Genomic DNA, 20,210 nt, shown 5'->3' with positions numbered 1-20,210 from the left:
AGTAGTCGCTGTGGTCGCGCTCGCACTGGACATTGGGGAGACCAGGATTGGCATTGCCGTCTCGAGCCGTGATGGCAAGATGGCGATGCCTGTCAAGGTGCTTCCGGCAGCCGAGGTCACTGGCATGGCAAAGACGTTTCGCTACCTGATCGAGGACTATGAGCCCGATATATTGGTAAGCGGACGTCCCCTGACCATGGCCGGTGAGCCCGGCCCCCAGGCCGAGCGCGTTGCCGCCGTGGCGCAAAAGATCGCCGACGAGCTCGATCTTCCGCTGGAGTTTGAGGACGAGCGTCTGTCCTCGCAAGAGGCCAAGCGTATCCTGCGCGAGCAGGGCCTCAACGAAAAGCAGATGAGGGGTAAGATCGACATGATTGCCGCCAGCCTGTTTTTGCAGACGTGGCTCGATCGTAAAAACGAGGAGGTCCAGCATGTCTAGCGCTTCCGATCCGCGCCAGCCGAATCGTACGCAGCAGCCGGCGTCGCGTCCTGCCCAGCCTGGCCAGCGTCCAGCACAGCCGACGCAGCGCGCGGCTCAGTCTGCCGCGCGCCCGGTGCAGTCCTTCTCTCGTTCGGCCCATCCTGTTCAACGGACGGGTCAGCAGCCTTCTGCTCGTTCGGTTCAGCATCCGGCTTCTCACGCGGCTCAGCAGCCCGCTGCTCGTACGGCCCAGCCTGCAGGCGGTACCCGCTTTAAGCAGCAGGCACCTACCCAGCGAACGCAGGCCCCCCAATCGCATTCGCGTCACGCTCGCGGTTCGCATGGCGTTGCTCCGGCGACCCGCTCGAGCTACAACACGCATACTCGTCGCGGTTCTCAAAAGAAGAGCTCTCCGGTTCCCATGATCATCGGCGTTGTGGTGGCGGTGCTTGCGCTTGCTGCGATCGCTTTCTTTGTTGTGCCGGCCGTCAAGGGCTTCTTTGCCGGTGGGGATACGAAGGTCACGGCTGGTCAGCAGGTTACGGTAACCATTCCCGACGGTGCATCGGGCGATACGATCGCCTCGATACTTTCCGAGAACCATATCGTCGAAAATCCCAAGGATTACTATGCGGCGGTGAAAAAGCTCAACGCCGATATGTCGCTTAAGCCTGGCACCTACTCGTTCAACACGCTCATGGACGCGACTAAGGTGGTTCAGCAGCTCATGGAAGGCCCCAACGCGGGCTCCAATGCGCTGACTATCCCTGAGGGCCTAACGGTCGATCAAGTCGCCGACCGTGTGGCCCAGGCCTACGACAGCATCTCTAAGGAAGACTTCCTCAACCAGGCCAAGGCCTCCAACTACGTGGACGACTATAGCTTCCTTAAGGGCGCCGCCAATGACTCGCTTGAGGGTTTCTTGTTCCCCAAGACTTATTCGTTGGGCGATTCGCCGACGGCCGATGACGTGATTCGCGCTATGCTCGATCAGTTTAAGACCGAGTATAAGTCGCTTGACTTTGCGAGCTGCGAAGCCAAGATCAAGGAGCGCTACGGTGTGGAGATGTCCGACTACGACATCGTCAATTTGGCCTCTATCGTTGAGCGCGAGGGCCTCAACGCCGATCAGCGTGCGCACGTGGCCTCGGTCTTCTACAACCGCCTTGCCGGCAAGCTCGATGGTTTGCGCTATCTCAACAGCGATGCGACCATGATGTATGTCACCGGTGGCGAGGTTACCGCCGACGACCTGCAGAGCGATAGTCCGTATAACACCTATAAGCACGAGGGTCTGCCACCCACGCCCATCTGCTCTCCGTCGCTCGAGGCACTCAAGGCCACGCTTGAGCCGACCGACTCCGATGACCTGTATTTCTACATTACGCAGGACGAGGAGTACTTCTCGCAAACCTACGAAGAGCATCAACAGTCTTGGAATTAGCATGAGGATTTTTAGCCCCAAACGATACGTTTCCTCGGTCGATCGCATCGACCTCGATACCCTGTGGGCCGACGGCAAACGCGCCATTCTGCTCGATCGCGATAACACCCTGGTGCCGCGCGACACCGAGCAGGTTCCCGCCGCGGTTTCCGCTTGGCTTGACGCCGCCCGCGCCAAAGGCTTCAAGCTGTGCATGGTGTCCAACAACTGGCATCGCGACCAGGTCATGAGCTCTGCACGCGAGCTGGGACTCGAGGCCATCAGCCACGCCATGAAGCCGGCGCCGTTTGCTCTCAAGGCGGGTCTTAAGCGCCTCGGCGCCACGGCCGACGAGGCGGTGCTGATCGGTGATCAGCTCTACACGGACGTGTGGAGCGGTAACTTCGCCGGCGTCGATACCATCCTGGTAAAGCCGCAGGCGACGCAGGACCTGTGGTATACGCAGATCTTCCGTATCTTTGAGCGCCGGGCCCTGCGCGACCTTCCCTGCGAGGAATAGGTCTCGCTATGTCCCAGCACACTAAACACGGCTGCGACCATATCTTCTTTATCGGCTTTTTGGGCGCGGGTAAATCAACGCTCGCGCGCAACGTCGGCACTATGTTCAAGCGGCGTTTTATCGATACCGACCGCCTGGTCGTGCGCCGCTGCGGCAAGTCGGTAACCGAGATTTTTGAGACCGAGGGCGAGGATCGTTTTCGTGAGCTCGAGACCTCGGCGCTCCGTTCGCTCCAAAGCGAGCGCAGCCTGTTGGTTTCGTGCGGGGGCGGTATCGTCGAGACGCCGGTGAATATTGAGCTGATGCACGAAATGGGTACGTGCGTGTACCTCGAGGGCGACTTCGAGGATTCGATTCGCCAGATTCGTCGGTCCGACACGCGCCCCGATTTCCGCTCGCCCGAGCATGCCGCGCGTCTGTTTGAGCATCGCCGTCCGCTGTATCGCCAGGCCGCCGATATTACCCTTGATATTCGCAACAAGTCCTTCGAGGACGTTTCCTACCTTTGTGCCGAGATGCTTTTGGAGCGTGGGCTGCTATGATTCGCCGTCAACTGATCAATTTCCAAAACCGCAGCGTCGATGTCCGTGTCGGATTGGGCGCGTTCGAGGAGCTGTCGCGCATGTTTGCCTCGGCTGTGGGCAAGCCTAAGCGCGCGATGGTGGTTTGGAACTCCGCCTCGTCAGAACGTTTTGATGAGGTCGTCGAGCATGCGCTGGTCGACGCCGGTTTTGCCGTGTCGCTGCTCGTCCTCGAGGTTTCGCCTGCTGGTGCCACGCTGGCCGATGCCGATGCTATCTTTGGCGCCTTGTCTGCCAACGGCATTACCTGCGACGATCTGGTTGTCGCCGTTGGCGATGCCGCAACCTGCTCGGTTGTTAGCTGGTGCGCCAACCAGTGGTGCGGTCGCACCGAGTGCGCGCTGCTGCCGACGACGTTCGACGCCATGCTCACGGTCGCGACGACCATGAAGCCGCTCGTCGCCTCGTCGGCCAATGCGCTTCCCGCTATCGCGTTTCGTCCCGAACCGGGCTTGGTCGTGTGTGACCTCGACCTTGTTCGCGAGGCGGAACCCGAGGACCTCAAGTTCGGCTATGCGGTACTTGTTGGCACCATGCTTTCGAGCAGCAAGTCCCGCTGGAATCAGTTTACTGAGACCGTCCCCGAGATTCTCGCGGGCGAGGAGGTCGCACTCGTCAATGCCGTTCAATGGTCTCAGACTGCCCGCAAGGACGTGCTGACGGCCACGAACCCGAGCGCTCGCCATGCGCTCGATTTTGGCAAGACGGGGGAGCGCACCCTGCGCGCTTGCTTGGGCGATGCCGCTTCGCAGGTCCCTGCCTACCAGCTGTTGTCCGAGGGCATGCGCTTTGAGGCGCGCCTAGCACACGATGCCTGCGACTTCGATATCGACTATGTGTTTGATCTCGATGACTGCCTGGAGGACTTTGGCATCGAGGAGCTTGCCTTCGACTTGGAGCCTGCCGCATATATCGAGGAGTTCCGCAGACAGCAGTTTGTCCGCTCGAACCGCAGCATGCTGCCGCTGCCCGCGGCGCTCGGCGCCATTCGCCTAACGAGCGTCGAGGACGAGGTTCTTGAGCGCCATGCTCACGCCTACTTGGCTTCTCGCAAAGAACTTCTCTAAGATTTATTGACATCCATCGTCTTTCGTATCATGTTGAGGGGCGGGTTTCCAATCGGTTGCGGATCGCATGCGAATCCATCTTCCGATCGAGGCCCGTCCCGTCTTTATGGAGACAATAAGAAAGGAATCTGCATGTCTGAGTTTGCTGCCGGTCCTGCCGGTCGTATCGAACGTGTCCGTGCCCTGATGGTCGAGCGCGGCTACGACGCTATCGTGGTACGCGACGAGGCCAATCTTCGTTGGCTCACGGGCGTGAAGGGCGTCTTCGACTACACCTTCGAGTTCCCGCACGCGGCGTTTATTACGGCTGACCATTGCCTGTTTCATACCGACTCGCGCTACCTCAACAGCTTTGAGGAGAACACGCCCGCCGGCAGCCCCTGGGTCTACGACATGGACGAGGGCACCATCCCCGGTTGGGTCGCCGGCAAGATCGCGGCCAACAAGTGCCGTGTCTGCGCTGTCGAGGACGACATGCAGATCAACTTCTACCAGGGTATTCTGCGCGGCCTGGAGGACCGCTCCGTCGCCTGTATGCTGCCGCTGATGCACGACGACATCCGCAAGATGCGCGCCATCAAGGATGCTGAGGAGATCGAGCTCATGCGCCATGCGCAGTCGATTACCGACGCCGCCTTCCAGCACATGCTCGGCTTTATTAAGCCCGGTATGACCGAGAAGCAGGTTCGCAACGAGCTCGAGAACTTTATGTTCGCCAACGGCGCCGACAGCCTGGCCTTTGGCTCTATTGTGGCAAGTGGTCCCAACACCGCCAACCCGCATGCCGTCCCGAGTGACCGCGTGATCGAGAAGGGCGACTTCGTCCTCATGGATTACGGCGCGGGCTACTGCGATTATCGTTCCGACATGACGCGCACCGTCGTGATGGGCGAGCCTACCCAGGAGCAGCTCGACCTGTACGCGCTCGTACGCCGCACCCACGAGGAGTGTGTCGCTGCTATCCATCCGGGCGTCGAGGGCAACGACATTTTCAAGCTTTCCAAGAAGATCATCGGCGATGCCGGCTATGGCGATTACTACAACCATGGCCTGGGCCACGGCGTCGGTATCGACATCCATGAGCTGCCCAACTTCAACCGCAGCAAGAATATCATCGAGGTTGGCTCGGTTGTCACCATGGAGCCCGGCGTGTACCTGCCCGGTGTGGGCGGCGTGCGCCTGGAGGACTACGGCGTGGTCACCGAGAACGGCTACGAGCCCTTCACCAAGACCCCGCACGACCTGCACGTCATCGATTGCTAGTCTACTTTGTAGATAGTTTGGTGCGGGGCGTTCGAAATGATTCGGACGCCCCGCGTTCTCTTTTTATGCGCTCGCTGCAGGCGAGCTCTGCAAGTGTATAATTTTGGTCGTATGTAATTTGGACGCTTGTGCGTTCTGTCCATAACAAGAAAGGTCGCTATGCCTACCATTTCTACCGCCGACTTCAAGAACGGCCTCGGTCTCCGCATTAAGGACAAGGTCTACACCATCGTCGAGTTCCAGCATGTCAAGCCGGGCAAGGGCGGCGCGTTCGTGCGCTACAAGACCCGCGACATCAAGAGCGGCCGCGTCGTCGAGAACACCTGCAACGCCGGCACCAAGTTCGAGAGCGTCATGCTCACCACCCGTGAGTTCCAGTACCTCTACAACGATGGCGCCGACTACATCTTCATGGACAATGAGACCTATGAGCAGGTTCCCGTTCCCGAGGATATGGTGGGCGAGAACTCCAAGTGGCTGCGCGAGAACGACATTTGCCAGCTGCTCTTTGCCGACGACGAGCTCATGGGCGTGACCCCGCCGATGTTCATCGAGACCACCATCGTCCAGACCGACCCGGGCTTTAAGGGCGACACCGTCCAGGGTTCCACCAAGCCGGCCACGATCGACACCGGCGCTGTCATCCAGGTCCCCATGTACCTCAACGAGGGCGAGGTCATCAAGGTTGACACCCGCGACGGCAAGTTCGTCTCCCGCGTCTAGCAACCAACTCTTCTAGGAGGACTCATGCCCCAGGAAATCAAGATTGACGGCATCGGCATTTCGCCCGATGTTCTGACCGCCATCGTCTCGCGCGCCGTGTCGGATGTCGAGGGCATCGCCTCCGTTGGCGTCAAGGACCTTGCCACCAACCTTGTCTCCATGATGCTCTCGTCCAAGGCCCCGGCTTCCGAGCCGGCGGTCGAGGCCGAGGTCGTCGGCGACAAGCTCGCACTCACCGTGCGTGTCGTGGTGTTCTTTGGCTATCCGTTCAAGAAGCTCGCCGAGGCCGTTCGCGCCGCCATGGTCGCCGCCATCGATGCCCAGGTGGGCGTCGAGGTCGAGCGCGTTGACGTTTGCATCGACGGCCTCGTTTTCCCCAAGGAGTAACCTTTGAGCCTTAAGGTTTATCGCGGGCGCACGCTTGCCCGCAGTCAGGCGCTGCAGCTGCTGTTCCAGGCCGAAGCCACGGACAGCCCGCTCGAGCGCGTCCTCGAGGGCGATTTCCTGATCTCGAAGGGTCCCCTCGACCCCTATGCGCTGGAGCTTTGCCGCGGTGCCTACGAGCACATTGATCGCATCGATTGTGCCCTGCGCGCCGTCGCCAAGAACTGGGATCTTATGCGCATGCCCGGTGCCGACCGCAACCTGCTGCGTATCGCCGTCTACGAGATGCGCTTCCTCACCGACGAGGAGGTCTCGGACGCCATCGTCATCAACGAGGCCGTCGAGATCGCTAAGGCCTATGGTACCGACCAGTCCGCATCGTTTGTCAACGGCGTGCTGGGCAAGATCGCTCGCAGCGAGGAGCTGCCGGGCGAGGACCTGTACCAGGAGCTGCTGGCCGAGGATCGCGCTCGCGAGGAGGCACAGGCTGCCGAGGCAGCCGCCAAGGTCGCTGCTGCTCAGGCTGCCGCCGGTGTACTTGACGAGGATGCGGACGCTGCTGGGGCCGTCGAGGCCGACTCCGTCGAGGAGTAGCCATGCCAGAGGGTTCCGTCCGCAACTTCGATGAGATCTCGGATCGCCTGGACCAGATCATCGCCACCGTTCGCTCCAAGGATACGTCCTTGGAGCGTTCGCTCGATTTGTTTGACGAGGCGATTGAGCTGGGCTCCCGAGCGGTCGATATGGTCGACAAGTTTGAGCTGACGCCGCGTGAGGCCGACAAGCTCGAGCAGGAATACGATGAGGATGCGGCAAACGAGTCCCAAGATAGACAGGCTGCATCTCCGGATACGAATGGTTGATGGCATTCATGAAACGCGTGCGTCTCGATGACGAACTGATTTCACAGGGCATCTGCGCCGATCGCGCGGATGCCCTTCGCACTCTTATGGCCGGCTTGGTTTCGAGTGGCGGTGAGCGTTTGACCTCTCCGGGGCTCAAGGTGACGCCGGGCCTGCCACTGCACGTTAAGGGGCGCATCCCGTATGTTGGGCGCGGCGGCCTTAAGCTCGAGGGCGCGCTCGATGCGTTTGGGATCGATCCGACGGACCTTGCTTGCCTCGATGTGGGATGCTCCACGGGCGGCTTTACTGATTGCCTGCTCAAGCGCGGCGCCGCGACCGTTGTCTCGGTCGACGTGGGCCGTGCCCAGTTTGATTGGTCGCTGCGCCAAGACGATCGCGTGACGCTCCACGAGCGCACGAATGTGACGCAGTTGCCCGAGCTCGGCTACGGCGCTGCTATTGACCTGGCTGTGTGCGATGTGTCGTTTACGAGTATCGCGAATATCATCGACGCCGTGCTGGCGTGCCTGAAGCCTTCGGGTTCGTTTTGCACGCTCGTAAAGCCGCAGTTTGAGGCGCCGGCTGCGCTGGTGGGCGAGGGCGGTATCGTGACCGACCCTGCCGTCCGCCGCGATACACTCGTGGCGGCGATTGAGCTCTTTGCCGCCAAGGGCCTGTTCCCGCTCGATGTGTGCGTGTCGCCAATCCATGGCGCTAAGGGCAACGTTGAGTTTTTCCTGTACGGCACGAGGTTTGCCCCCGGCGAGCGCGCCGAAGATGAGTTGCAATCCCAGGTATCGGCTTTGAGCGAGAAAGCGGCAACGCTATGAAGGTCTTTCTGGTTCCCAATTACTACAAGCAAGAGGCGGTCGAGAGCGGCCTGATGCTCGAGCTCTGGCTGACGCGCCAGGGCTACGAGGTTGCATGGGCTGCCGACCAGCGCTCCAAGATCCAGAGCACGCCCGATGTTGACGATGCCGACTTGGTCATCACGCTCGGCGGCGACGGCACACTGCTGCGCGCCGCTCGTATTCTCAACTACCGCGAGATTCCCATTTTGGGTCTTTCCTATGGCCACCTGGGCTTTTTGACGGCGGCCAGTCCCGAGGAACGCGATATTTTGCAGGTTGTGAGCGATGCCCTGTCCGGTGAGCTCCACGTGAGCCGCCGCGCCACCATCGCCGCGGATATCGTCTCGGTGCGCGATGACGGCACGAAGGATGTCGTGCGTTCGTTCGCCCTCAACGATATGGCGCTCACGCGTGGGCCCCTGTCCGATATGGTCGAGTTTGACATCACGGTGTCCGGCCATCATATCGATCGCCTGCGCGGTGACGGTGTCGTCGTGTCGACGGCGACCGGCTCTACGGGCTATGCGCTCTCCGCCGGCGGCCCTATCGTCAGCCCTGATTACACGGGCATGGTTTGCGTGCCGATTGCTCCGCATACCATTCAGGCTCGCGCCTTCTTGACCTCGCCGAGTGATGTCGTCGAAATCTTTATGTCCGATGATCGCCCGAGCGTGCCTGCCATCGCTATCGACGGACAGTTTATTACCTGCGATGGCACGGTCGAGAGCGTGGCTGTTCGTCGCGGTCCCGGCGATGTGCTGCTGCTGGATTACGGCCCCGAGAGCTTCTATAACTCGGTGAGCCGCGTGTTCTATGGAGTGCGCCATGATCGATGAGCTGCAGGTTTCCAACATCGCGCTCATTCGCGAGGCGACGTTGGTTCCGAGTACCGGCTTGACCGTCCTGACCGGCGAGACCGGTGCTGGCAAGACCGCGCTGCTCTCGGCGCTCAAGCTCATTTTGGGCGAGCGCGCGGATTCGTCGACGGTTCGCGAGGGCGAGGCGCTTGCCAGCGTCGAGGCGCGCCTGTTTGACGGCCCGCACGACACGGAGGGTTTTACCGTACAGCGCAGCCTTTCTGCCGAGGGCCGCAGCCGCGTAAAAATTGACGGCCGCATCGCCAGCGTGCGCGAGCTTTCGGAGCGCGTTGGCGTGATGATGGATCTATGCGGCCAGCATGAACATCAGCGTCTGCTCGACCCGGCGCACCATGTTGCCATGGTCGATGCTTGGGCTGGGCGCGCGGCGCTTGAGGCGCTCGAGAAGTATCGCACCTGCTTTAAGGCTTCGCGTGCCGCCGCCAAGGAGCTTCGCCGTGTGGAGGAAGCCTCACGCGCGCAGGGAAGTCGCGTCGAGGAAGCGCGTTTTGCTCTTGAGCGTATCACCGAGGTCGACCCCAAGCCAGGCGAGTACGAGGAGCTCGAGGAGCTGCTGCCGCGCTCGGAGCACGCCGAGGTCTTGGTTGCGACGGCCAACGAGGCCCATGCATCGCTTGCTGCCGAAGGGGGAGCGCTCGATGCCGTGAATGGCGCCGTTGCCGAGCTTTCACGCATGGCGACCGTTGACCGCAAGCTCGGTGACATCGCCGATGCACTTTCGGATGCCTGCATCTCACTTGAGGATTGTGCCAACGAGCTGCGTGCTTATCGCGATGGCGTTGCGTTTGACCCTCGCGAGCTCGCTCGCATGCGCGAGCGATATTCAGACCTCAAGGGCCTACTGCGTCAGTGGGGTCCTACCATGGATGACGTGTTTGCCATGCGCGATCGCTCACAAGAGCTGTTGTCGCTGGTAGACGATGGTGATGGGCAGATCAAGAAGGCGCGTGAAGCGCTTGGCGCAGCGGAGCATGAACTGTTCGCCGCCGCCAAGGCGCTTAAACGTGCACGCAATACGGCGGCCCCGCGTTTTTGTCATGAGGTTGGCCGCCAAATGGCGCGTCTGGAAATGGGGGGCGCCGAACTCGTCTGGGAGTCGCGTGATCTTCCCCGCGCCGAGTGGACGCTTGCTGGCCCTTCGAGCTATGAGCTTTTGTATCGCAGCGGCGCTGGATTGACGCCGCGTCCCCTGCGCCGTATTGCGTCGGGTGGCGAGCTCAGCCGCGTTATGCTGGCGAGCAAGGTTGTCCTCGGCAACGCGGATGGCGTGGATACACTGGTGTTCGACGAGGTCGATGCTGGTGTCGGCGGCTCTACGGCGCGTGCGCTCGCGGGCGTGCTGGCAAATCTCGCCGCTACGCATCAGGTGATTGTCGTAACCCACTTGGCGCAGGTCGCCGTCATGGCTGACAAGCATTATGTTGTCAGCAAGGAACCGGGCGATGTTCCCCGGACGCATTTGGACGAGGTAACCGGCGAAGCGCGTACCGCCGAGATCGCCCGCATGTTGAGCGGCGATCAATCGGAGGCAAGCTTGGCCCACGCAAAGCAGATGCTCAAAGAAGCTCGAGGTTAGGTCGTATCAGCGGTGTTGATGGGACAAAATAGACTGAAATTTTTGTCCCACTACGCGTTTTACTCAACGACCTTATCCGGCTGGATGAGCTCCTCGTAGTAGCTGATATGTTCGCGAGCGTCTTCAATCTCGGGCAGCAGGAAGTTGTAGATGACTTCGATGATCATCGTGGCACTGATCTTAGAGAACGCAAAGTCGCCTGTCGTCAGCAGCGCTTCGTGGTTGACGGTATTAAAAGTGTAGTCTGCCAGACGCGCGAGCGGGGATTTGCTGTCGCTGCTGATGACGACTACGGTTGCGCCGCAGTTGCGAGCCGCTTTTGCCATGCGATTCAGTCGGCGCGATTTGCCGGAGTTTGAGATTAGCACGATGACGTCACCCGGGCGCAACGTGAGCGCAAAGCCGATTGATGTCTCGCTAATGGTGCTCGCCATGCAGCGCAGGCCCAGCTGCGAAAACTTAAACGTCGCATCGAGCGCGACCGCGTTCGTATTGCCCACAGCTGCAAACTCAATAACCCCTGCATGCTTAAGGGCATGCACAACAGCCGCCAGCGTATCGTGGTCGATCCCGTCGATGGTCGCATTAAGCTCGCTCACCTTGGCAGCCAGGATGTTCTTAAGGCTCTGCTCCATGTTGTCGAGCGATACCTCGTCGGTCAGGCCCTCGTTGCGCTGACTCTCCAAGTCGCGCGCCAACGAAAACTGAAAGCTGCGGAAGCTGCCAAAGCCAAGCTTGCGGCAGAAGCGCGAAACGGTCGCCTCGGACGTGGCGGCGGCGCGCGAGAGCTGAGCCGCCGTGAGGCGTGGCGCCTCGGACTGGTGCTCCAATATATAGTCGACAATGCGCTGCTCGGACTCGCTGTATCCCTGATGGGTACTAATGAGGGAAAGTGCGCTCTTGCTACTATCGGTCATGGATGGCTCCTGGTTGGCATGAAAATCGGACTCGTTTTGTAATGTCATAGTATAGGGGGATTTTCAATTACAAGATACACCTTGCCGTTTCAAGTGTTGATGGTAAACTTTCACTTACCGTTTACGGTTATGAAAGAACCTTTCACCGGAGAATTGCGCCTTGTCTCTTCTCACGCGGACGGTAGGTTGGTATCTTTCAGTTGTGGAAAAGCGCGCAAGGACGCGCGTGTAGGGGAGCGCCCGCGGGCGCTGTACTCAAGAAGGAGGGACACATGGCTAAGTTTGACATCATCGCCGCGACCGGTTGCCCGACCGGCATTGCGCACACCTTCATGGCGAAGGAGGCGCTGGAGAAGGCAGCTGCCGAGCGTGGTCTGACCATTAAGGTCGAGACACATGGCCAGGTCGGTGTCGAGAACGAGCTCACCAAGAGCGAGATCGCCGGTGCCAAGGCCGTCGTCGTCGCAGCCGATAAGGATGTCCAGGCTGAGCGTTTCGCCGGTAAGCCCATGGTTTCCGTTGGTGTTTCCAAGGCCCTGTCTGTCGAGGCTGCTGGTAAGCTGATCGACCGCGCGCTCGCCGCCAAGGGCGACGACACGGTTGCCGCTGCCGCCGATGTCGAGGACGAGGTCGAGGAGAAGGAGTCCATCGGTCACGTCATCTACAAGCACCTCATGAACGGCGTCAGCCACATGCTGGTCTTCGTCGTTGCCGGTGGTGTTCTGACCGCCATTTCGTTCCTGTGGGGCATCACGTCCTTTGATTCGACGGCTGCCGACTACAACAGCTTTGCCGCGATGCTCAAGATTATCGGCGGTATCGCCATGAACCTCATGGTTCCGGTGCTCTCCGCCTACATCGCCGAGTCTATCGGCAAGCGCCCGGCGCTCGTCCCCGGCTTTGTTGCCGGTATGATTGCCATCCAGGGTCTTCCCATCAACGCCGATACCGGCATGATCGACGCTGGAGGCTCGGGTGTGGGCTTCGGCTTCCTGGGCGGCATCGTCGGCGGCTTCCTCGCTGGCTATGTCATCCTGCTGCTCGAGAAGGCTTTCTCTAAAATTCCCGCGAGCCTTAATGGCCTGAAGGCAATCTTCCTGTATCCGCTGTGCTCTACCGCCATCGTCGGCCTGGTCATGCTCGGTATTTCCGGCCCCATGGCTGCCATTAACCAGGGCATGATGGATTTCCTGCAGAGCCTCGGTAACTCCGGTCCGGTGATCCTTGGCCTGGCCATCGGCTGCATGTGCGCCTTTGATATGGGCGGCCCGGTCAACAAGGCTGCTTACGCTACTGGCACCTTCCTGCTCGGTACCGCTCTCGAAGCTGGCGTCGGCACCGAGACCTACAACTTCGGCACCAACTTCATGGCTGCCGTCTCCGCCGCTTGCATCGTTCCGCCGCTGATCACCACCTTCGCCGTCGTTGTCGGCAAGAAGTACTTCAGCCAGGAGGATCATGACGCCGGTATCGTCAACCTCATCCTTGGTTGCACCCACATCACCGAGGGCGCCATTCCGTTCATGACCAAGAACATCTGGCCCGTCATGCCCATCATGATGCTCGGTTCTTCCATCGCTTCTATCTTGACCATCTTCTTCAACGTTCACGATCCGGCGCCTCACGGTGGCTTCCTGGTCCTGCCCGTTGTCGAGAACGGCCCGCAGTGGGTCCTCGCGATCCTCATCGGCGCTGTGGTCGGTGGCATCCTGTTCGTGGCCTTTAAGAAGTACGACTTTGAGAAGAACCAGAAGGCCGCTCCTGCAACCAAGCCGGTTGAGGCCCCCAAGGCCGCTGCCGTCGAGGCCCCCAAGGCCGAGGCTGCTGACTTCGTGAAGGTCGAGAACGTCTTTGTCGCCGAGGACTTCGCTTCTCGTGACGAGGCTCTGAGCTTTGTCTCCAACCAGGCCGTTAAGGCCGGTATCGCCGGCGATGCCGGCGCCGTGATGAACGCCTTCCTGGCCCGCGAGGCCGAGGGCACCACGGGCATGATGGAGGGCTTCGCCATTCCGCATGCCAAGTCCGACGCCATCACCGAGGCCGCTGTCATCGTCGTCAAGGACGACTCTGGCGTGACCGGTTGGGACACCATGGACGGCGCTCCCGTCAACGTTGCCATCGCCCTGCTCATCCCGGGCGCTCAGGCTGGAACCACGCACCTCAAGATCCTGTCCAAGGTCGCCGAGGCGCTTATGGACGAGGACTTCCGTGCCACCGTCAAGGGTTCCACCGACGCCGCCGAGATCGCCAAGACGATCAACGCCCGCCTGGTCTAATTCCACGTTACGCGAATAACATCGCACCCTGTATATAAGGCGGAGTCCCTCCCCAGGGTCTCCGTCTTTTTCATCCCCAAATAAGTTGCGGTGAAATAGGGACTGTTTAAACGATTCAACCCCAAATTCAGCCCCTATTTCACCGCAACTTATAAAAGGGTATAGAGGGGGCTACCTATCGAGTCTTTATCGCGAACAGTTCATCAGCCAGAATTCCTTTCAGCCGACATAACTCTGGACCGACCGATTTTCCGCAGCTTGCTCGCCGGGCGGGGCGATTAAGTTTGTCGCGAGTTCCGCACGCAAAGGAAAGCACTTAATGTGCTTTCCGTCTTGCGCAGGACTGTAGAGCAGCAAACTTAATCGCCCCGCCCGGCGAGCAAGCGGACGACAAACACATCTGTCCAATAATTCGTCTGAAACACAATGAAAAACCGTTTGATGTGAGTTAATATAAACAACGTCGTGAATCTGACTCCTGCCACATGCATGACAGGGGTTAAACACAAAAAGGAGTCAATTATGGTTTCTGAGAAGGCTACCCTCGTTAATCCTCAGGGTCTGCACATGCGTCCGGCTGGTCTGTTCGCCTCCACCATGGGCAAGTACGCCTGTGACGTGACGGTCGTCACCCCCGAGAAGGAGGTCAACGGCAAGTCCCCGATGGCCCTCATGGCTGCTGGTATCCCCTGCGGTACCGAGGTCGAGGTCAAGTGCGACGGCGCTGACGAGGCCGAGGCTCTGGCTGCTGCCATCGAGCTCATCAAGAGCGGTCTTGGCGAGTAGAACTCAAACGGGTCGCATGTTGAACAACTAAGTTCATATTTGGGGGCGCAGTGACCTGTTGTAAGGTAGCTGCGCTCTTTTGTCATGGATATGGCAAAACGCTTTATCACATGACACGGAGAGAGGAATGGGAATGTATCAGGGAGTCAACGCTTCCGAGGGCATCGGTATCGGCACCGTCATGGTCGCCGTCGATCCCGACTTGACGTTTGAGCCGCACGAGGTTGCTGATTCGGCAGCAGAGAAGGAGCGCTATCAGTCCGCTCTTTCGGTCTTCTGCGAGAAGACCCAGGCTCAGGCCGACCACATGAAGGAGACGGTGGGTGAGGCCGAGGCCGAGATCATGAGCGGACACATTGTCCTGGCTCAGGACCCGGGCATGACCGACGCCATCAACGCCGCCATTGACGGCGGTACCTGCGCCGAGCAGGCGCTCATGGACACTTCGACCATGTTCGAGAACATGTTCCTGTCTATGGACGACGAGATGTTTCGTCTGCGCGCGGCCGACATCGCCGACATCCGCACCGGTATTCTGGCCGAGCTGCTGGGCAAGGAGGTCGTCGACCTCTCCGTCCTGCCCGAGAATACTGTCGTTGTCGTTCACGACCTTACGCCGTCCATGACCGCCACGATCGATAAGGCCCACGTTGCCGGTATCGTCACCGAGACCGGTGGCCGCACGTCGCACTCCGCGATTATTGCGCGCGCCCTCGAGATCCCGGCTGTCCTTTCGGTTTCCAATAGCTGCACCGCGCTGCGCAACGGTATGACCGTTGTCGTCGACGGTGGCAAGGGTATCGTTGAGGCCGATCCCGACGAGGAGACGCTCGCCGCATACACCGCCAAGGCCGAGGCCTTCGCTGCCGAGAAGGCAGCCCTCGAGGCCTTCCGCGGCAAGCCGTCCGTGACTGCCGATGGCATCAAGAAGATCATCGCCTGCAACATCGGTAACCCCGATGACGTGCCCAACGCGCTCGATCACGACGCCGAGGCCATCGGTCTGTTCCGCTCCGAGTTCCTGTTCATGGACTCTGCTGAGCTTCCTTCCGAGGAGGAGCAGTTCAACGCCTACCGTAAGGTCGCCAGCGCGCTCAAGGGTGCTCCGGTCATCATCCGCACGCTCGATGTTGGCGGCGACAAGGAGATTCCGTATCTGCACATGGTCAAGGAAGATAACCCCTTCATGGGCTTCCGCGCCGTGCGTTACTGCCTGGCCAATCCCGACCAGTACAAGGTCCAGCTCCGCGCTCTGCTGCGCGCTAGCGCCTTCGGTGACGTCAAGATCATGATCCCGCTCGTCACCTGCGTCGAGGAGGTCTTGGCTGTCAAGGAGCTCGTCGAGCAGTGCAAGGCCGAGCTGACCGAAGAGGGTCGCAAGTTCAACGAGAACATCGAGGTCGGCATCATGGTCGAGACGCCCGCCGCTTCGCTGCTCGCAGACCGTCTTGCCGAGGTCGCCGACTTCTTCTCCATCGGCACCAACGACCTGATCGGCTACACCATGTGCGCCGACCGTGGTAACGACACCATCTCCAACCTGTACCAGGTTTACTATCCCGCCGTGCTCCGCTCGCTCAAGAACATCATCGAGAGCGGCGTGAAGGCCGGCATCATGGTCGGTATGTGCGGCGAAGCAGCTGCCGATCCGCTGCTCGAGCCGCTGCTGATCAGCTGGGGCCTGGAGGAGTTCTCGATGAGCGCTCCTTCTATCCTGCGCGCCCGCAAGACCATCAGCCAGTGGACCAAGGCCGAGTGCGACGAGCTCGCCGAGAAGGCGCTCGCCTGCAACACCGCAGCCGAGGTCAAGGCACTGCTCGAGTCCGCAGCTCGCTAATTTGGTATCAGAGGTAACCGCGTGGTTGGAATGGGCCGGCCACGCGGCCCTCACATATACAGGGGGTACTGTAAATGTTCTACACGCTAACCGCTAACCCGGCTGTCGACATGACGGTTTCGAGCTCTCCGCTCGAGCCCGACGAGAACGTCCGCACCGGCTCGGCCAGCTACACGGCTAACGGCAAGGGCCTCGACGTGTCCTTCGCCTTTAAGAAGATGGGCGTCGACACCGTCGCGCTCGGCTTCTTCGCTGGCTTCACGGGCAAGTTCATCGTCGAGGAGGTCATGAACCTGGGTTGCCTCTGCCGCCCGGTCTGGACCGACGGTATCACGCGCATTAACACCTACGTCAACGATGGCCAGCACGAGTACGGCATCCTGAACCCCGGCGCCCCGATCACGCCGCAGCACCAGGAGGAGCTCTACAACATCCTGGACACCGCGGGCGATCTCGAGTGCCTGATTGTCTCCGGCTCCGTGCCTCCCAAAGCTACGCCCGACTTCCTGGCTCAGGTCATGGAGCACGCTCAGGCTCGTGGCGCTGACGTCGTCCTGGACCTGTCCTCCGACAAGCTCAAGGAGCTCGCTCACAAGAAGCCGCTGCTCATCAAGCCGAACCATCACGAGATGAAGGCCATCTTCGGCGTGCCGGTCGACACCGACGACGAGGTTCGTGTCGCCATGAAGATGGCTCACGACGCTGGCGTTCAGAACGTGCTGCTCACCCGTGGTAGCCGCGGCGACGCTTACTTCTCCAACGGCGAGGACATCTGGTACGCCAAGCGTGAGTTCAACATCAAGCTGGTCTCTTCCGTCTGCGCCGGCGACTGCACCCTCGCTGCGTTCCTGCACAAGTGGTACAGGGATCGCGACAACGTCGAGGAGGCCATGAAGCTCGCTATGGCCACCGGCGCCAACGTTGCCGAGTCCGTCGGCATCGGCGACTTCGGTCACGTCGACGAGTACAGCAAGCGCGTTGCTGTCCGCAAGCTCGATCGTCAGTAATCGAAACGCGACATATTCGTGCGCATGCGGCGCCCCGGTTTCGGCCGGGGCGCCTTTTTTGTTCCGCCATGGGGGAGAGGTGTCCTGCCGTACTTCATCGCTTCCACACCGTTCAGCGAGTTGTCCTAGCCTTTTACCGATGCGTGGAATATACTTTCATTAACACGTTGCTTCGTGAAAGGAACATTCATGATTTACACGCTCACTGCTAATCCCGCCATTGATTACAACATCGCCTGCGACGGCCTTACTGCCAATACCGTCACGCGTACCCGCAATGCCGTCTACACGCCCAACGGCAAAGGCCTCAACGTCTCGTTTACGCTTGACCACTATGGTGTCGACACCACGATCCTGGGTTTCTTCGCCGGCTTCTCGGGTGAGTTTATCGTTAAGGGCGCCGAGGCCCTGGGCGTGCCCGTCAAGCCCGTGTGGACCGACGGTATTACGCGCGTCAATGTGTTCCTCAACGCCGGTCCCGACACCGAGTACAACATGGTCAATGCCGGTGCCGCCATCAATGAGGCCAACGAGCAGGAGATGTTTGAACTTATCGATTCGCTCGATGACATGACCTGCCTGGTCATCAGCGGCTCGCTGCCTCCCAACACTTCCGAGGGCTTCTTGGCCGAGGTCCTGCGCCGTGTCAAGGCCAAGGGGGCCGAGTTCGTCCTCGACATCTCGAGCCATCAGCTGGCAGACCTCATTGCTCTGGAGCCACTGCTGATCAAGCCCAATGACGACGAGCTGCTTGACATCTTTGGCATCAAGGTGAGCGGTGGCGACGACGAGTCCGTCAAGGGCGCTATGGCCGAGCTGCACGCCAAGGGCGCCAAGAACGTGCTGCTGACCCTTGGTGGCGCCGGTGCGTACTTCTCCAACGGCGAGCATATCTGGTTTGCCAACCGCACCTTCGACGTCAAGCTGCTGTCGACGGTGTGCGCCGGCGATTCCTCGCTGGCTGCCTTCCTGTCCGTATGGCACGACGCCCCCGAGCGAGTCGAGGATGCCCTGCGCCTTTCGATGGCTACCGGCGCCAACGTGGTCGAGTGCCCGGGCCTGGGCGACTTTGCCAAGGTGGACGAATACAAGAAGCACATCGAGGTTCGCCAGGTCTGCTAGCCGCATCGAAAAATCGCTGCCGAACACCCGCTTTGGATCTCCGAGGCGGGTGTTTTTTGTGCGCTGAACGTATGTGGCGTCTGCTTTCTCGTTTCTTGTTAGACTTCTTGAGAACCATCGATTAACGCTCGCAAGTGCAGGAGGCCATAGGCATGTGCAATGTTTCGCTCAACGGTACGCAACCGTCCGATGCCTCCATCCGTGTCCTGCGTGCGCTTGAGGCGGCTGGTCTTGAGGCTTGGTACGTGGGCGGTTGGGTGCGCGACGCCCTGATGGGATGCCCCAGCCACGATGTTGATATGTGCTGTAGCGGCCTGTGGCAGGAGTCCAAGGCGGCGCTCGAGGCCGCTGATATCGCGGTCGTGGAGTCGGGCATTAAATTTGGCGGAATCACGGCTATTTCCGATGGCGAGCGTATCGAGGTCACCACGTACCGCCTGGATGGCTTTTACACCGATGGGCGCCATCCTCAGAGTGTCGAGCGTGCCGCCTCGCTCGAGGACGATCTGGCCCGTCGCGACTTTACCGTCAACGCCATGGCCTGGCATCCCGAGCGCGGGCTTGTCGACCGCTACGACGGCCAGGGTGATCTGGAGCGCAAGCTGATTCGCGCTGTCGGTGATCCCAAGCGTCGCTTTAACGAGGACGCCCTGCGCATGCTGCGTGCGGTGCGCTTTGCCTGCCGTCTGGACTTTATGATTGAGCCCGAGACTAAGCGTGCGCTTGCCGAGTGCGCGCCGCTGCTCGATGCCGTGGCGCGCGAGCGTGTGGGTATTGAGCTCGAGGGCATTCTTTCGACCGGTCATGGGGGAGACGCGATGCTTCGCTATCCCGAGCTCATCTGCGCCGCTGTGCCCGAGTTGGCAGCGGGTCGCGGGTTTGATCAGCGAAGTGTCTATCATGCGTTTAACGTCTACGAGCATATCGCCCGTGTGCTGACGGTGGCAGGGGAGCTGGCGCTGTGCGACGGCGTCGCGCCATCGTCGAGCCTTATGTGGGCGGCGTTTTTGCACGATGTCTCCAAGCCCGAGTGCTTCACGGTCGACCATGCCGGTAGCGGACACTTCTACGGTCATCCCGAGCTCGGCGCCAAGAAGGCGCGCGTCATTATGGATCGCCTGGCGCTCTCGCACGACTTGGTGCGCGACGTGTGCCTGCTCATCAAATACCATGACAAGCCGCTGCGCCCCGAGCGCTCCTGTCTGCTCAATATGATGCGCGCGCTTTCGGGTGAGGGCGTCGACACGGCCCGCCTGATTGACGAGCTCATGGACCTCAAGCGTGCTGACACGCTTGGCAAGGCCCCATCGTGCTTCTATTACGTTGAGACGATTGAGGAGATGCGCGCGCTGGCGCACGAGCTGCTGAAGGCAGGGGAGCCCCATACGCTCAAGATGCTCGCCATCAACGGCGGCGACCTGATCCGTGCCGGAGTCAAGCCCGGGCCGGAACTGGGTCAGCTTCTCAACTCCGCCCTCGACGCCGTGATCGAAGACAATATTCCCAACGAGCGCGAAGCTCTTTTGGTCCATCTCAACTTGAATTAGCTACCCAGTTTACCTGCGTGTTCCATAACCTGCCGACAATATTTGGGCAATTTGGAATTTCTTCTTGCGCTGACGTTTTTTGTCCCGTAATATATTTCCTCGCAGCACGGCAGTGCAGATGTCATGTGGCTCGTTCGTCTAGCGGTTTAGGACGCCGCCCTCTCAAGGCGGAGATCACCAGTTCGA

The 20,210-nt window shown here is 60.3% G+C and carries 20 protein-coding genes; 19 read left to right on the top strand and 1 reads right to left on the bottom strand.

The window, feature by feature from the left end:
* The first annotated feature begins 10 nt into the window (after positions 1–10).
* The 13 genes from ruvX to KSY82_RS03415 all read left to right on the top strand — a co-directional run bounded on the left by ruvX (position 11) and on the right by KSY82_RS03415 (position 10,532).
* Positions 11–439, top strand: coding sequence for a Holliday junction resolvase RuvX (gene ruvX, locus KSY82_RS03475; protein WP_217750042.1), 429 nt, complete (start codon positions 11–13; stop codon positions 437–439).
* Complete coding sequence (gene mltG / locus KSY82_RS03470; RefSeq protein ID WP_254881701.1) at positions 432–1,865, top strand: endolytic transglycosylase MltG; 1,434 nt, start codon at positions 432–434, stop codon at positions 1,863–1,865. The genes ruvX and mltG overlap by 8 nt, the downstream gene beginning before the upstream one ends.
* A gap of 1 nt (position 1,866) precedes the next feature.
* Positions 1,867–2,364 (top strand): YqeG family HAD IIIA-type phosphatase, encoded by a 498-nt coding sequence (locus KSY82_RS03465; protein ID WP_217750041.1) that lies wholly within the window; start codon positions 1,867–1,869, stop codon positions 2,362–2,364.
* Positions 2,365–2,372: 8 nt separating this feature from the next.
* Complete coding sequence (locus KSY82_RS03460) at positions 2,373–2,906, top strand: shikimate kinase (RefSeq protein ID WP_138374852.1); 534 nt, start codon at positions 2,373–2,375, stop codon at positions 2,904–2,906.
* Positions 2,903–4,012 (top strand): hypothetical protein, encoded by a 1,110-nt coding sequence (locus KSY82_RS03455; RefSeq protein WP_217750040.1) that lies wholly within the window; start codon positions 2,903–2,905, stop codon positions 4,010–4,012. The genes KSY82_RS03460 and KSY82_RS03455 overlap by 4 nt, the downstream gene beginning before the upstream one ends.
* 132 nt (positions 4,013–4,144) lie before the next feature.
* Positions 4,145–5,275 carry a M24 family metallopeptidase gene (locus KSY82_RS03450; protein ID WP_217750039.1) on the top strand — a complete coding sequence of 377 codons (1,131 nt, stop codon included), beginning with the start codon at positions 4,145–4,147 and terminating at the stop codon, positions 5,273–5,275.
* Between the two features lie 159 nt (positions 5,276–5,434).
* Positions 5,435–5,998, top strand: coding sequence for an elongation factor P (efp, locus tag KSY82_RS03445; protein ID WP_117806186.1), 564 nt, complete (start codon positions 5,435–5,437; stop codon positions 5,996–5,998).
* Positions 5,999–6,022: 24 nt separating this feature from the next.
* A complete protein-coding gene (locus KSY82_RS03440) occupies positions 6,023–6,385 on the top strand; it encodes an Asp23/Gls24 family envelope stress response protein (RefSeq protein ID WP_217750038.1) in 363 nt (120 codons plus the stop codon).
* A gap of 3 nt (positions 6,386–6,388) precedes the next feature.
* Positions 6,389–6,976 (top strand): transcription antitermination factor NusB, encoded by a 588-nt coding sequence (nusB, locus tag KSY82_RS03435; RefSeq protein ID WP_217750037.1) that lies wholly within the window; start codon positions 6,389–6,391, stop codon positions 6,974–6,976.
* A 2-nt stretch (positions 6,977–6,978) separates the two neighbouring features.
* Positions 6,979–7,245 (top strand): exodeoxyribonuclease VII small subunit, encoded by a 267-nt coding sequence (locus tag KSY82_RS03430; RefSeq protein ID WP_089571754.1) that lies wholly within the window; start codon positions 6,979–6,981, stop codon positions 7,243–7,245.
* Between the two features lie 8 nt (positions 7,246–7,253).
* Positions 7,254–8,057, top strand: a complete 804-nt coding sequence (locus KSY82_RS03425) for a TlyA family RNA methyltransferase (protein WP_217750088.1) — start codon at positions 7,254–7,256, stop codon at positions 8,055–8,057.
* Positions 8,054–8,914 carry an NAD(+)/NADH kinase gene (locus KSY82_RS03420; RefSeq protein ID WP_217750036.1) on the top strand — a complete coding sequence of 287 codons (861 nt, stop codon included), beginning with the start codon at positions 8,054–8,056 and terminating at the stop codon, positions 8,912–8,914. The genes KSY82_RS03425 and KSY82_RS03420 overlap by 4 nt, the downstream gene beginning before the upstream one ends.
* The gene (locus tag KSY82_RS03415) at positions 8,904–10,532 is read left to right on the top strand and encodes a DNA repair protein RecN (protein WP_217750035.1); all 1,629 of its coding nucleotides are present in this window, start codon (positions 8,904–8,906) and stop codon (positions 10,530–10,532) included. Before KSY82_RS03420 ends, KSY82_RS03415 begins: the two co-directional genes overlap by 11 nt.
* A gap of 59 nt (positions 10,533–10,591) precedes the next feature.
* Here KSY82_RS03415 and KSY82_RS03410 read toward each other — a convergent pair whose 3' ends face one another.
* Positions 10,592–11,449, bottom strand: coding sequence for a MurR/RpiR family transcriptional regulator (locus KSY82_RS03410; protein WP_226790721.1), 858 nt, complete (start codon positions 11,447–11,449; stop codon positions 10,592–10,594).
* Between the two features lie 272 nt (positions 11,450–11,721).
* Between KSY82_RS03410 and KSY82_RS03405 the strand changes: the two genes are divergently transcribed.
* From KSY82_RS03405 to KSY82_RS03380, 6 genes are all read left to right on the top strand, one after another.
* A complete protein-coding gene (locus KSY82_RS03405) occupies positions 11,722–13,725 on the top strand; it encodes a fructose-specific PTS transporter subunit EIIC (RefSeq protein ID WP_217750034.1) in 2,004 nt (667 codons plus the stop codon).
* Between the two features lie 522 nt (positions 13,726–14,247).
* Positions 14,248–14,511, top strand: a complete 264-nt coding sequence (locus tag KSY82_RS03400; protein WP_022094575.1) for an HPr family phosphocarrier protein — start codon at positions 14,248–14,250, stop codon at positions 14,509–14,511.
* 133 nt (positions 14,512–14,644) lie between these two features.
* Positions 14,645–16,348, top strand: coding sequence for a phosphoenolpyruvate--protein phosphotransferase (gene ptsP, locus KSY82_RS03395; RefSeq protein ID WP_035138206.1), 1,704 nt, complete (start codon positions 14,645–14,647; stop codon positions 16,346–16,348).
* Between the two features lie 74 nt (positions 16,349–16,422).
* Complete coding sequence (locus KSY82_RS03390) at positions 16,423–17,355, top strand: 1-phosphofructokinase family hexose kinase (protein WP_006233969.1); 933 nt, start codon at positions 16,423–16,425, stop codon at positions 17,353–17,355.
* Between the two features lie 189 nt (positions 17,356–17,544).
* On the top strand, positions 17,545–18,477 hold the full coding sequence (locus KSY82_RS03385) for a 1-phosphofructokinase family hexose kinase (RefSeq protein WP_006233968.1): 933 nt from the start codon (positions 17,545–17,547) through the stop codon (positions 18,475–18,477).
* Between the two features lie 152 nt (positions 18,478–18,629).
* Positions 18,630–20,024 carry a CCA tRNA nucleotidyltransferase gene (locus tag KSY82_RS03380; RefSeq protein ID WP_217750033.1) on the top strand — a complete coding sequence of 465 codons (1,395 nt, stop codon included), beginning with the start codon at positions 18,630–18,632 and terminating at the stop codon, positions 20,022–20,024.
* Positions 20,025–20,210: the final 186 nt, after the last annotated feature.

The sequence above is a fragment of the Collinsella aerofaciens genome (assembly GCF_019131995.1).
GTDB classification, from domain to species: domain Bacteria; phylum Actinomycetota; class Coriobacteriia; order Coriobacteriales; family Coriobacteriaceae; genus Collinsella; species Collinsella aerofaciens_S.
The sequence above is the reverse complement of the archived record's forward strand: the minus strand, read 5'-3'. Positions and strand labels throughout refer to the sequence as shown.